The sequence below is a fragment of the Marinobacter lutaoensis genome (genome assembly GCF_001981305.1).
In the GTDB taxonomy this organism is placed as follows: domain Bacteria; phylum Pseudomonadota; class Gammaproteobacteria; order Pseudomonadales; family Oleiphilaceae; genus Marinobacter; species Marinobacter lutaoensis.
The window spans coordinates 443,218-455,685 of sequence record NZ_MSCW01000001.1 but is presented as its reverse complement, the minus strand read 5'-3'; the positions used below and the strand labels follow the sequence as shown (position 1 = coordinate 455,685).

Here is a 12,468-nt window from a genome sequence, read left to right as displayed (position 1 = left end):
GACACAGCTTAGACGTAAATTTACTTACCTAAGACCAATCCACTACCAATTCATCATTCATGCGGCGGCTTCATATTGCTATATTTACTACATTATCACCATCAGCCACGGGAAACAGGTGTCCGCCGACAACCAGGGAGGTCCCATGACCATCCGAGTCGCCATCAATGGCTTTGGCCGCATCGGCCGCAACATCCTCCGAGCACTCTATGAAAACGACTACCGCCAGGCAATCCAAGTCGTCGCCATCAATGACCTGGGGGATGCCGCAAGCAACGCCCACCTGCTACGGCATGACAGTGTCCACGGCCGCTTCAGTGCTACCGTCAGCCATGACGAGCATTCCCTGCGGGTTAACGGCGACACCCTTGCCATGCACTCCGGCCGCACGCCCGCCGAGCTGCCCTGGCGGGAGCACGACGTGGACCTGGTGCTGGAATGCACAGGCCGTTTCACCCGCCGGGAGCAGGCCGCCGGACACCTGGAGGCTGGCGCCGGCAAGGTACTGATTTCCGCGCCCTCCCCCGATGCCGATGCCACCGTGGTGTATGGCGTCAACGAACGGGTGCTGGAAGCCAGCCATCGGGTGGTTTCCAACGCCTCCTGCACCACCAACTGCCTGGCGCCCGTGGCCAAGGCCCTGCATGAAGCCATCGGTATCGACAGCGGACTGATGACCACCATCCACGCCTACACCAACGACCAAGTACTGATCGACACCTACCACAAGGATCTCTACCGGGCCCGCTCGGCCACCCAGTCCATGATTCCCACCAAAACCGGCGCCGCCGCGGCCATCGGCCGCGTCATCCCGGCCCTGGCGGGACGGCTGGATGGGCTTGCAGTGCGGGTTCCGACCGTCAATGTGTCGCTGGTCGACTTCAGCTTTATCGCCAGTCGGGAGACTTCCGTCGACGAGGTCAACGAAGCGGTCCGGGCCGCTGCCGCGACCAGTGCCGTGCTGGCGGTCAATCAGGAACCGCTGGTCAGCATCGACTTCAACCACAACCCCATGTCCAGTGTGTTCGACAGCAACCATACCCGGGTCATGGGACGTCACGTAAAGGTCATGGCCTGGTATGACAATGAATGGGGATTTTCCAATCGCATGCTCGACAGCGCCATGGCCCTGATCAACGCCGGCCGCTGACCCCGGCCGGTGCCGCATCGCTGGAATACCCGGCTGAGAACGCTGATCAATATCCACGTCAAAACTCACGTTAAACCCCAAGACAGGAACACGCATACATGCTCAGGCGTACCAAAATTGTTGCAACCCTCGGTCCCGCCACGGACGCTCCCGAAGCCCTTGCCGCCATCATCCGGGCCGGAGTCGACGTGGTGCGGCTCAACTTTTCCCACGGCAGCGCGGAAGAACATATCGAACGCGCGCGCCGAGTCCGCGAGGCCGCCGCCGCCCAGGGCCGCTTCGTGGCGCTGCTCGCGGACCTCCAGGGGCCCAAGCTGAGAATTGCCCGGTTCGCCAACAACAAGGTCACACTCACCGCCGGCCAGCGCTTCGTGCTGGACGCGGCCATGGACAAAGAAGCCGGCACCGAGGAGCGGGTTGGCATCGACTACGAGCAGCTGATCAACGATGTCCGCCCCGGCGACATCCTGGTGCTGGACGATGGCCGCATCGAGATGCGGGTGGACAGTGTGGATGACCACAGCATCACCTCCACCGTGCTTATCGGTGGCCCTCTGTCCAATAACAAGGGACTGAACAAGCGTGGCGGCGGCCTTTCCGCCGAGGCGCTGACCGACAAGGACCGCCAGGACATCGTGACTGCCGCCCGCCTGGGGGCCGACTATGTGGCGGTGTCTTTCGTGCGCACCGCCGACGACCTCCATACCGCCCGCCGGCTGCTGGGCGAGGCCGGGTCTGAGGCGGGACTGGTGGCGAAGATCGAGCGTGCGGAACTGGCCCATGACGATGACGCTCTGGATGCGGTCATCCTGGCCTCGGACGCAGTCATGGTCGCCCGGGGTGATTTGGCGGTGGAGATTGGCGACGCCGAGCTGGTTGGGGTGCAGAAACACATCATCAGCCGCGCCCGGAGTCTGAACCGTGGTGTGATCACCGCCACTCAGATGATGGAATCGATGATTACCAACCCCATGCCGACCCGTGCCGAAGTGTCCGATGTGGCCAATGCCGTCATGGACTATACCGACGCGGTGATGCTGTCCGCTGAAACGGCCGTGGGCGATTACCCGAGGGAAGCCGTGGAGGCGATGGTACGCATCTGCCTCGGTGCCGAGAAACACCCGTCCATGCACCAGTCCAAGCACCGGATCCACGAAAGCATGGGCCGGGTGGACGAGGCCATTGCGCTGTCGGCGATGTACGCGGCCAACCACCTCCAGGGCGTGGCCGCGATCATCTGCATGACCGAGACGGGCGCCACGCCCCGGCTGATGTCTCGCATCAAGTCCAGCCTGCCGATCTTCGCCTTTTCGCGCCACCACTCGACGCAACACCGCATGGCGCTGTTCCGAGGCGTGCAGACGGTGCCCTTCGACACCGTGCAGATCCCCAACGAACAGACCAACGCCCGGGCCGTTCAGGAACTGGTGCACCGGGGTGTGGTCAAGGCGGGGGATCTGGTGGTGATCACCAAGGGCGACTACGTCAATGCCCAGGGCGGCACCAACACCATGAAAATCGTCCAGGTCGGCTCGGATATCCGCTGACCGGTTCCAGGAGGTGCGGGTTCCACCGCGCTCCGGAACAGCACCGGCTAAGGGCTCCAGTACACCGCCAGACCGGGCTTGAGGAAGGCCCGGATCGGCATCTCGGCCACCTCGCCCGGGTGGGCCAGGGCCCTGGCCAGGGTCTCCAGCTTGTCGTGCCCCTTCAGATGCAGCAGGGTATGGCGAGCCTCCCCCAGAATCGGATAGGTCAGCGTCACCCGCCGCTGCGGCTGTGACGCCGGTGTCATGGCCGCCACTGGCGCCGGAGTCCCGGCCGCCAGCGCCTCGAGTAGCTCCGGCGCATCCGGGAACAACGATGCAGTGTGGCCATCGTTCCCCATCCCCAACACCAGCACCTCGATCGGCCGGGTCAGTTCCGACAGGACCTCCCGCACCGCGGCCAGCCCCTGCTCCGGAGTCTCGCCCGGCTGCTTCAGTGGCAGGTAACGGGCCGAGGCGGCACGGTTACGCAGCAGATGCCGCCGGACCAGGGTGGTATTGCTGGCCGGATCCCCCTCGGGAACCCAGCGCTCGTCCGCCAGTGTCACGTCCACCCTTGACCAATCCAGCTCCGCCAGCGACAGCGCCTGGAAAAAGGGAACCGGGGTCGAGCCCCCGGATACCACCAGACTGGCCCGCTCAGCCCGTGCCAGACGGTCGGCCAGGAGCGCCGCCACGTCCCGGGCCAGATCCTGGGCCAGTTGCCCTGCGGATTTGGCCTCATGGATGCGTACGCCTTCTGGCAGCTTGAGTTCAGACATCTTCATACCAACTCCGTCCATCCCGGGTAATCATGGCAATGGACGCCACCGGCCCCCAGGTACCGGCGGCGTATCGTTTCGGGGGTTCGCCACTGTCCTTCCAGTTCCGGATCACCTGGTCCACCCAGCGCCAGGCGTATTCCACCTCGTCCCGGCGCACGAACAGGTACTGGTTGCCCTTCATGATTTCCCACAGCAACCGCTCGTAGGCGTCCGGAATCCGTTCAGTCTCGAACGTTTCGCTGAACGTCAGCTCCAGGGGGCCCTGGCGTAGACGCATGCCCTTGTCCAGGCCCTGATCCTTGGTAAGGATTTTCAGGGACATGCCCTCATCCGGCTGCAACCGGATGATCAGCTTGTTGTTGGCCAGATGTTTCTGATCCGGGTCGAAGATGTAGTGGGGGGCGGGCTTGAAGTGGATGATGATCTGGGACAGCTTCTCGGGCAGGCGCTTGCCGGTACGAATGTAGAAGGGCACCCCGGACCAGCGCCAGTTTTCGATTTCCGCCTTCAGGGCTACGAAGGTTTCAGTATCGCTGTTGCGGTTGGCCCCCTCTTCGTCCAGGTAACCGGGCACCGGTTTGCCGCCGCTGGTACCGGCCGTGTACTGCCCCCGTACCACGTAGCGTTCCATCATGTCCGGCGTGATGGTTCTGAGTGCCTTGAGCACCTTGACCTTCTCATCCCGGATGCTGTCGGCGGACAGGTCCGCGGGCGGATCCATGGCGATCAGGCACAACAACTGCAGCAGGTGATTCTGCACCATGTCCCGGATCTGTCCGGCCTTGTCGAAATAGCCCCAGCGGCCTTCAATGCCGACGCTCTCGGCGACGGTGATCTCAACATGGGAGATATGGTTCTGATCCCACTGGGAGGCGAACAGGTTGTTGGCGAAACGCAGGGCGATCAGGTTCTGTACCGTCTCCTTGCCCAGGTAGTGGTCGATTCGGAAAATCTGGTTCTCGTTGTACACCTCCCCCAGCTCGTCGTTGATCACCCGGGACGACTCCAGATCATGACCGATCGGCTTTTCCACCACCACTCGGGTCCGCTCGTTGCAGCAGCTGGCCGCCCTCAGGTTCCGGGCAATCACCCCATACAGGGAGGGCGGTGTCGCCATGTAGACGATCAGTTCGTTGTCGGTGGGATGGCGCCACCGGCCCAGCGCATAAAAGCCCTCCGGGTCATTAAAATCAAGGCGCAGGTATGCCACCCGCGCCAGGAAACGATGAGCCATCTCCGGATCGAATTCCACCGGCTTCACGTGCTGCTGCAAACGGTCATACAACTGCCGACGCACGGAGTCCGTGTCACCCTCGGCACGGGCAATCGCCAGCACCCGGCTCCCCTCCGCCAGCAGTCCGGCCCGTTCCAGCTGGTAGAGCGCCGGAAACAGCTTTCGTTGCGCCAGGTCGCCGAGCGCACCGAACAGCATGAGGTCGCAACGGGTGTCGATCCTTTGGACCATGAAGTCTCTCCTTGGCGGGAATTGGGGACGGGATCCACACGACGGGAACGCCGTGTAGTAAATCTACAAAAATAATGGCACCAAAGTGGCGACAATCCAAGGATGGATGCGCCGCGTGATACCTTTACTACCCCTCAGCCGGACAAAAAACAGTATAATCCCGGGCCAACACCTACAAATGTTCGCACCGGATGCAGGGAGTACCGCACATGGCCAGCCACCAGGCACAACGCGATGACAACCTATTGGAAGACATCCAGGCCCGACTGGAGAGCCTGAACAAGTCGGAACGCAAAGTCGCCGAGGCCATACTGCGCGACCCGAGCGCCGCCACCCGATACAGTATCGCCGCCCTGGCGCGGGCAGCGAATGTCAGCGAACCGACCGTTAACCGGTTTTGCCGCGGCTTTTCCGCCACCGGGTTCCCGGACTTCAAGATCCGCCTGGCCCAGAGCATCGCCACCGGCACGCCCTACGTTGGCCAGAACATCGAGCCCGACGACAGCGTCGAGGAATTTGCCGACAAGGTCATCCTGCGTACCATCGCCAGCCTGGACAAGGCTCGGCAGTCCCTGGACCACAAAGCCCTGGCCACCGCCATCGACTACCTGATCCAGGCCAAGCAGATCGCATTTTTCGGCATGGGCGGCTCTGCCTCGGTGGCCATGGACGCGCAACACAAGTTCTTCCGCTTCAACATTCCCGTGATGTTTTACGACGATGCCCTGATGCAACGCATGGTGGCAGCCGGAGCCCAGGTGGGCGATGTCATCGTGGTGATTTCCTACACCGGACGCACCAAGGAATCGGTGGACATCGCCCAGGTCGCCCGGGCCAACGGTGCCACGGTCATCGGCATCACCAACCCCGACTCACCGCTGGCGGAGTGCTGTACCGTCGTGCTGGGGGTCACCGCCCCGGAGGACACCGAAGTCTATATGCCCATGTCGTCCCGCATCATCCACCTCAGTGTCATTGATGTTCTGGCCACCGGCGTCACCCTCAAGCGCGGCCATGATTTCCTCGGCCACCTGAAAAAGATCAAGGAAAGCCTTAAGGCCACCCGGTTCCCCCCGAACTGACCGGCGGAACCGGAAATAAAAAAGGCGCCCTGCCCGGGCGCCTTTTTTATCGGTGCAATGCCTCAGGGCCGCTCAATTTCGGCGCCGGCACGCAGGTATTGCTGGTACGCGGTATACTCTCGCTGACCTTCCAGCGAGGCCAGGAATTGCCGGACCTGACGGAACTCGGTACCGTCTTCGTCCACCTCGCCGTCGTGGACAGCGTCCAGGGCCACCACGAACGCGCCGTCGGCCGTCACCACCTGGCCATATGTCGCTGACTCACCCTCGGCCGGACGCGGCAGGGAAAATGCCGTACGCACCACCGCCGGCGACACCTCCGGCGCGTTGCGGGAGAGCCCCTGATACACCTGCCACGACCCCGCATCGGCCGTCTCCGGCGCCTGCCCTTGCTCCAGCTGCGCCAGCATCGCCTCCGCCCGCTGTTTCAGGGCATCCCGGGTAGCCTCCGCTTCCAGGTGGGCACGGATGTCCCCACGAACGGCCTCCAGCGCCAGCTGCTGGGCATCTCGGTGGTCGAGCACCCGCGCAACGATGGCCTGGTCGTCTCCCACGTCGATCAGTTCGGTGTTATAGCCACCGTTCAGAACGTCGTCCGAAAACAGCTGGCGCACCAGTCCCGGGTGATCGAAGGGCGCAGGCCCCCCGTCCCGGGTGATTCCCTCGACTTCCCGCACTTCCAGCCCCAGCTCTTCGGCAGGGCCGGCCAGATCGTCCGCAGCGTAGGCCGCGTCCGCCAGCTGAGCCCGTACCTTGGCAAAGGCCTCCTTGGCTTTATCACGGGCCAGCTCCTGTTTCAGCTGATCCCGAATCTCGTCCAGCGGCGGAACCTCCGAGCGGCGGATATCCTCCAGTTTGATGAGGTGGATGCCGTAGCTGGTTTTCACCGGCTTGGACACTTCGCCTTGCTTGAGCGCGAACAAGGCCTCTTCAAACGCCGGGTCGTACACGCCGCGGCCGGCGTAGCCCAGATCGCCCCCGTCGCGGGCCGAGGCAGTGTCGATGGAGTATTCCCGGGCCAGATCGGCGAAGGACTCACCCGCGTCCAGGCGGGAGCGAATGGTTGCCAGGGTCTGTTCCGCCTCGTCGTTATCCTCGATCAGAATATGGGCCGCGCGCCGCTCCTCGCGGGCCAGGGCCTCGGAGCGCTGCTGATAATAGGCCTCCAGTTCCTCGTCAGTCACCGTCATACGCTCGGCCAGCGTGCCCACGGACAGGGTGATATAGGCAGCGTCCACCTGCTCCGGCTGCTGGAAGCTGGCCGCATTTTGCTGGTAGTACGCCTCGATGTCCTCGTCGGTCACGGCCACCTGATCGGCTACCGCGTCGGCGGGGATCGCCAGGACACGGAAATCCCGGGTCTGATTCTGAATCTGCAGCAACTGCCGGGCATTCTCGGCGGTCGCCAGGCCACTCTGGGCAATGCCTGCCCGGATCTGGTTGATCACATACTGGCGACGCATGGCCTCGCGGAACTCGGCGACGCCCATGCCCATGTTGCGTACCGTGGCCACAAAGCGGTCGCGGTTGAACGCGCCGTCAACCTGGAACTGCGGCATCTGCACGATCAGCGCGTCGATATCGGCATCGGACAGGGCCAGCCCCTGGGCGGCGGCGTCCTGGGTCAGGATCGCCTCCTGAATCAGGGAGTCCAGGACATCCTTGCGGATCTGATCTTCATTCAACATGGAGGGGTCCGGGCTTTCCATGCGGGACAGGCGGCGCTGGCTTTCGATCTGGACCAGGCGCAGGAATTCCCGCTCGGTGATGTCCTGGCCATTGACGGTGGCCACTTCCGGCTCGCTGGAAAAGCCCCCGATGATGGCGTCCATTCCCCAGATGGAAAGGGATACGATCAGCACCCCGATGATGATCTTCGCGATGGTCCCCTGGGCGTTTTCCCGAATATCTTGAAGCATGTTTGTTCCGAATCCCTGTCGAGGTCGTACGGTTTCGTGTTTGAGCTGCAATTCGCAGTGGCTGGTCGCCTAACGCAAAAAGGCGCACCCTGATCGGAATGCGCCTTCAATTCTTCTGGGCAGCAATCAACGACCGCCGCCGGAGAAAGAACCGTTACTTAACGGCGTCTTTCAGGGCCTTGCCTGCCTTGAAGCCAGGCACCTTGGAGGCCGGAATCTTGATCTCAGCACCCGTCTGGGGGTTGCGACCGGTACGCGCTGCACGCTCCTTAACAGAGAAAGTACCAAAGCCGATCAGGGTTACCTGATCACCTTTTTGCAGAGCACCGGTAATGGCGTCGGTCATGGCATCCAGAGCACGGCCAGCAGCGGCTTTGGAAATGTCTGCGGACTCTGCAATTGCATCGATAAGTTCGGACTTGTTCACACTAAACCCCTTCGATTTCAGGTTGAAGATGTTATAGGTCGGTTTATTTTTTCGCGGACGTTCCCGACTATCGCATAAGCGGTCGGAGAATTCCATTCTTCAATTTTTTTATTCCTTTTCGGCGATGAACCGGTGTTCGGAATAGGCACTTACTGCGCGGGAGCCCTTGGTATTGGCTGCTTCACGGCGAAACAGTTATACCAACGGGCTCTCCGGCGTGTCAACAACTGGCCGCCGCTTTAATGCGTATTTATGCGCTCTGCGGCGTCCCCTTCATCGTCCCTGGGTTTCGCCGCGCCCGCCTCCCCGGCATGGCGCTCCGGCGGGTATGCCAGGGCGATATCGAGCACCTCATCGATCCAGGTGACCGGACGGATATTCAGAGATTCCTTGATATTCTCAGGTATTTCCTTGAGATCCCTGACGTTTTCCTCGGGGATCAGTACCGTCTTGATACCACCACGATGGGCCGCCAGCAGCTTCTCCTTGAGCCCGCCGATGGCCAGGACACGCCCACGCAGGGTGATCTCGCCGGTCATTGCCACATCCGCGCGGACCGGAATCCGCGTCAGCGCCGACACCAGCGCGGTGCACATGCCAATACCCGCACTGGGGCCATCCTTCGGCGTTGCGCCCTCGGGCACGTGGATGTGCAGGTCCTGCTTCTCATGAAAGTCGCTGGCAATTCCCAGCCCCGCCGCGCGGCTCCGGACCACCGTCAGTGCGGTCTGGATCGACTCCTGCATGACATCCCCCAGAGAGCCGGTCTTGACCACTCGGCCTTTGCCCGGAGTCAGCGCGCATTCAATGGTCAGCAGCTCACCGCCAACCTGGGTCCAGGCCAGCCCGGTCACCTGACCGATCTGGTCGCTTTCTTCCGCCAGGCCGTACTTGAACTTCTTAACGCCGGAATAGTCCTCCAGCATGTCGGGCGTGATGGTCACGGTGGCCTGGTTGCCGGCCTCGACGTGCTCCCGCACCACCTTGCGGCAGATCTTGGCGATCTCACGCTCCAGCCCCCGCACCCCCGCTTCCCGGGTGTAGTAGCGGATGAGATCCCGGATGGTCTCCTCTGGCAGCTGCAGTTCGTCCTTACGCAGGCCGTTGGCCTTGATCTGCTTGGGCAGCAGGTAACGCAGAGCGATGTTGACCTTTTCGTCCTCGGTATACCCCGGAATACGGATGATCTCCATGCGATCCATCAGTGCCGGGGGAATGTTCATGGAGTTGGAAGTGCACACGAACATCACGTCGGACAGGTCGTAGTCCACTTCCAGGTAGTGGTCATTGAAGGTATGGTTCTGTTCGGGATCCAGCACTTCCAGCAGGGCCGATGCCGGGTCGCCCCGATGATCCATGCCCATCTTGTCGATTTCATCGAGCAGAAACAGCGGATTCTTCACACCCACCTTGGCCAGCTTCTGCAGCAGCTTGCCCGGCAGCGCACCGATGTATGTTTTCCGGTGGCCGCGGATCTCCGCCTCGTCACGCACCCCGCCCAGGGCCATCCGGGTGTACTTGCGATTGGTGGCCTTGGCGATGGACTGCCCCAGCGAGGTCTTGCCAACCCCGGGAGGACCGACCAAGCACAGCACGGGCCCCTTCACTTTTTTCACCCGGCTCTGCACCGCCAGATATTCCAGGATGCGCGACTTCACCTCTTCCAGGCCGTAGTGGTCCTGGTCCAGAATTTCGCGGGCTTTTTCGATGTCATGACGGACCCGGCTGCGTTTCTTCCAGGGGACCGCCAGCATCCAGTCGATGTAACCACGGACCACCGTGGCCTCGGCGGACATCGGCGACATCATTTTCAGCTTGTTGAGCTCGGCCTCGGTTTTCTTGCGGGCCTCTTCCGGCAGGCCGGCCTCTTCCAGCTTCTGTTCCAACTCCTCGAAGTCGGTCCCGCCTTCGCCCAGCTGCCCCATCTCCTTCTGGATGGCCTTCATCTGCTCGTTCAGGTAATACTCGCGCTGGCTGCGCTCCATCTGTTTCTTGACGCGGCCGCGAATACGCTTCTCTACCTCGATCAGGTCGATTTCACTGTCCAGCTTGGCCAGCAGCAGGTCCACCCGGGTACGAACGTCCAGCGCCTCAAGCAGCTCCTGCTTTTCCGGAACCCGCATGTCAAGGTGCGCCGCCATGGTGTCGGCCAGTCGTTCCAGCTCGTTGATTCCGGTCAGGGCGTTGGAAACCTCGGACGGCACCTTCTTGGAAAGCTTGACGAATTTTTCAAACTCGTCCATCAGGGTCTTGCCGAGGACTTCCTCTTCCCGCTCCGGCAGGGATTCCTCCTCCATCAGCACGGCCTGGGCGGTCAGGTAGTCGCCCTCGGCAACCTGCCTGAGGGATGCACGGGCGTTGCCCTCCACCAGAACCTTGACGGTACCGTCCGGCAACCGCAGCATCTGCAGTACCGTCGCCAGCGTCCCCATCTCGAACACGTCCTTCGGGCCGGGTTCATCCGTCGCGGCGTCCCGTTGTGCCACCAGCAGGATTTCCTTGCTGCCCTCCATCGCCGCTTCAAGCGCCTGGATGGATTTTTCCCGGCCAACGAACAGGGGAACCACCATGTGCGGGAACACCACCACGTCTCGCAGGGGAAGCAACGGGTACTCGTGCACGGTATCTTCGGGTATCAGGGTCATAGGAATTCCTCTGACGGTATTTTCTTCAGCATACCACCCTTCATTGGGGCGCTGACTGGAATTGCAATCTTTTTACCAATCGGTGGGAGGACGGCGGACGCTCATGAAAAAGGGGCGTTGCCGCCCCTCCCCGATCCGGCTCAGGCCGGTACGCCATCCTGGAATGCGGCCCCGGAATCAGTCCTCGGGCACCGCCTTGGCATGGTCGTTGTTCGCGTAGATCTTGAAAGGCTCGGAATCGCCGTTGATCACGCTCTCGTCGATCACCACCTTGACGACATCGCGATCGGACGGGATCTGGTACATGATATCCAGCAATGTCGCCTCCATGATCGAACGCAGGCCCCGGGCACCGGTTTTCCGTTCCATGGCCTTGCGAGCCACCGCCCGCAACGCGTCTTCCCGGAAATCCAGCTCCACGCCTTCCATTTCAAACAGTTTCTGATACTGCTTGGTGAGGGCGTTCTTCGGCTCCGTCAGGATCTGGACCAGCGCGTCCTCGTCCAGCTCGGTGAGCGTTGCCACCACCGGCAGACGGCCGACGAACTCGGGAATCAGGCCGAACTTGACCAGATCCTCGGTCTCCACCTCACGGATGATGTCACCCGTGCTCTTGGCATCGTCCTGACTTTTCACGTTGGCGGAGAAACCGATGGAAGAACGCTCGGAACGTTCCTGAATCACTTTCTCCAGCCCCGCGAAGGCACCACCGCAAATGAACAGCATGTTGGTGGTGTCCACCTGCAGGAATTCCTGCTGGGGATGCTTGCGACCGCCCTGGGGCGGGACTGAGGCGACGGTGCCTTCGATCAGCTTCAGCAGCGCCTGCTGTACACCTTCACCGGACACGTCCCGGGTGATCGACGGGTTGTCGGACTTACGGGAGATCTTGTCGATCTCATCAATGTAGACAATGCCCCGCTGGGCCTTTTCCACGTCGTAGTCGCACTTCTGCAACAGCTTCTGGATGATGTTCTCGACATCCTCGCCGACATAGCCGGCTTCGGTGAGCGTGGTGGCGTCCGCGATGGTAAACGGTACATTGAGCATACGCGCCAGGGTTTCCGCGAGCAGGGTTTTGCCGCTGCCGGTGGGCCCGATCAACAGAATATTGCTCTTGCCCAGCTCCACGTCGCTCTTGCCTTCGCCGTAACGCAACCGCTTGTAGTGGTTGTAGACGGCAACCGAGAGCACCACCTTGGCACGTTCCTGGCCGATCACATATTCGTCGAGGGTCGCGCGGATCTCCGCGGGAGTCGGGAGACGATCGCTGGCCTCTTCCTGAGCGTTCTCCTGGATCTCCTCCCGAATAATGTCATTGCACAGGTCAACGCACTCGTCGCAGATGAACACCGAGGGCCCTGCAATGAGCTTCCGGACTTCATGCTGGCTCTTTCCACAAAACGAGCAGTACAGCAACTTGCTGTTATCGTCGCTCCTGCCGTTTCTTTCATCTGCCATTGAATTAC

Annotated in this window: 9 protein-coding genes; 3 read left to right on the top strand and 6 right to left on the bottom strand. The window is 61.8% G+C overall.

Annotated features, from left to right (window positions below; genetic code table 11):
* The first annotated feature begins 145 nt into the window (after nt 1-145).
* Complete coding sequence (gene gap, locus BTO32_RS02115; protein WP_076722776.1) at nt 146-1,150, top strand: type I glyceraldehyde-3-phosphate dehydrogenase; 1,005 nt, start codon at nt 146-148, stop codon at nt 1,148-1,150.
* A gap of 98 nt (nt 1,151-1,248) precedes the next feature.
* A complete protein-coding gene (gene pyk, locus BTO32_RS02110) occupies nt 1,249-2,697 on the top strand; it encodes a pyruvate kinase (RefSeq protein WP_076722775.1) in 1,449 nt (482 codons plus the stop codon).
* A gap of 47 nt (nt 2,698-2,744) precedes the next feature.
* On the opposite strand, the gene pgl is transcribed toward pyk, so the two are convergent.
* Both pgl and zwf read right to left on the bottom strand, forming a co-directional pair.
* Entirely contained in the window at nt 2,745-3,458 is a 714-nt protein-coding gene (gene pgl, locus BTO32_RS02105; RefSeq protein WP_084206764.1) for a 6-phosphogluconolactonase, read from the bottom strand.
* Nucleotides 3,451-4,926 carry a glucose-6-phosphate dehydrogenase gene (gene zwf / locus BTO32_RS02100; RefSeq protein WP_076722773.1) on the bottom strand — a complete coding sequence of 492 codons (1,476 nt, stop codon included), beginning with the start codon at nt 4,924-4,926 and terminating at the stop codon, nt 3,451-3,453. The genes pgl and zwf overlap by 8 nt, the downstream gene beginning before the upstream one ends.
* Nucleotides 4,927-5,135: 209 nt before the next feature.
* Here zwf and BTO32_RS02095 point away from each other — a divergent pair, with 209 nt between their 5' ends.
* A complete protein-coding gene (locus BTO32_RS02095; protein ID WP_076722772.1) occupies nt 5,136-6,008 on the top strand; it encodes a MurR/RpiR family transcriptional regulator in 873 nt (290 codons plus the stop codon).
* A 62-nt stretch (nt 6,009-6,070) separates the two neighbouring features.
* Here the strand turns inward: BTO32_RS02095 and BTO32_RS02090 are convergent, their stop codons facing one another.
* The 4 genes from BTO32_RS02090 to clpX form a co-directional block, all read right to left on the bottom strand.
* The gene (locus tag BTO32_RS02090) at nt 6,071-7,927 is read right to left on the bottom strand and encodes a SurA N-terminal domain-containing protein (protein WP_076722771.1); all 1,857 of its coding nucleotides are present in this window, start codon (nt 7,925-7,927) and stop codon (nt 6,071-6,073) included.
* 154 nt (nt 7,928-8,081) lie between these two features.
* On the bottom strand, nt 8,082-8,354 hold the full coding sequence (locus tag BTO32_RS02085; RefSeq protein ID WP_076722981.1) for an HU family DNA-binding protein: 273 nt from the start codon (nt 8,352-8,354) through the stop codon (nt 8,082-8,084).
* A 239-nt stretch (nt 8,355-8,593) separates the two neighbouring features.
* Nucleotides 8,594-10,999 carry an endopeptidase La gene (gene lon, locus BTO32_RS02080; RefSeq protein WP_076722770.1) on the bottom strand — a complete coding sequence of 802 codons (2,406 nt, stop codon included), beginning with the start codon at nt 10,997-10,999 and terminating at the stop codon, nt 8,594-8,596.
* Nucleotides 11,000-11,176: 177 nt separating this feature from the next.
* The gene (clpX, locus tag BTO32_RS02075; protein WP_076722769.1) at nt 11,177-12,460 is read right to left on the bottom strand and encodes an ATP-dependent Clp protease ATP-binding subunit ClpX; all 1,284 of its coding nucleotides are present in this window, start codon (nt 12,458-12,460) and stop codon (nt 11,177-11,179) included.
* Nucleotides 12,461-12,468 lie beyond the last annotated feature (8 nt).

What these genes read in the sequence shown, in the direction of transcription:
- gap (WP_076722776.1), top strand. Translation starts at nt 146, where the DNA reads ATGACCATCCGAGTCGCCATCAATGGCTTTGGCCGCATCGGCCGCAAC.
- pyk (WP_076722775.1), top strand. Translation starts at nt 1,249, where the DNA reads ATGCTCAGGCGTACCAAAATTGTTGCAACCCTCGGTCCCGCCACGGAC.
- pgl (WP_084206764.1), bottom strand. Translation starts at nt 3,458, where the DNA reads ATGTCTGAACTCAAGCTGCCAGAAGGCGTACGCATCCATGAGGCCAAA.
- zwf (WP_076722773.1), bottom strand. Translation starts at nt 4,926, where the DNA reads ATGGTCCAAAGGATCGACACCCGTTGCGACCTCATGCTGTTCGGTGCG.
- BTO32_RS02095 (WP_076722772.1), top strand. Translation starts at nt 5,136, where the DNA reads ATGGCCAGCCACCAGGCACAACGCGATGACAACCTATTGGAAGACATC.
- BTO32_RS02090 (WP_076722771.1), bottom strand. Translation starts at nt 7,927, where the DNA reads ATGCTTCAAGATATTCGGGAAAACGCCCAGGGGACCATCGCGAAGATC.
- lon (WP_076722770.1), bottom strand. Translation starts at nt 10,999, where the DNA reads ATGACCCTGATACCCGAAGATACCGTGCACGAGTACCCGTTGCTTCCC.
- clpX (WP_076722769.1), bottom strand. Translation starts at nt 12,460, where the DNA reads ATGGCAGATGAAAGAAACGGCAGGAGCGACGATAACAGCAAGTTGCTG.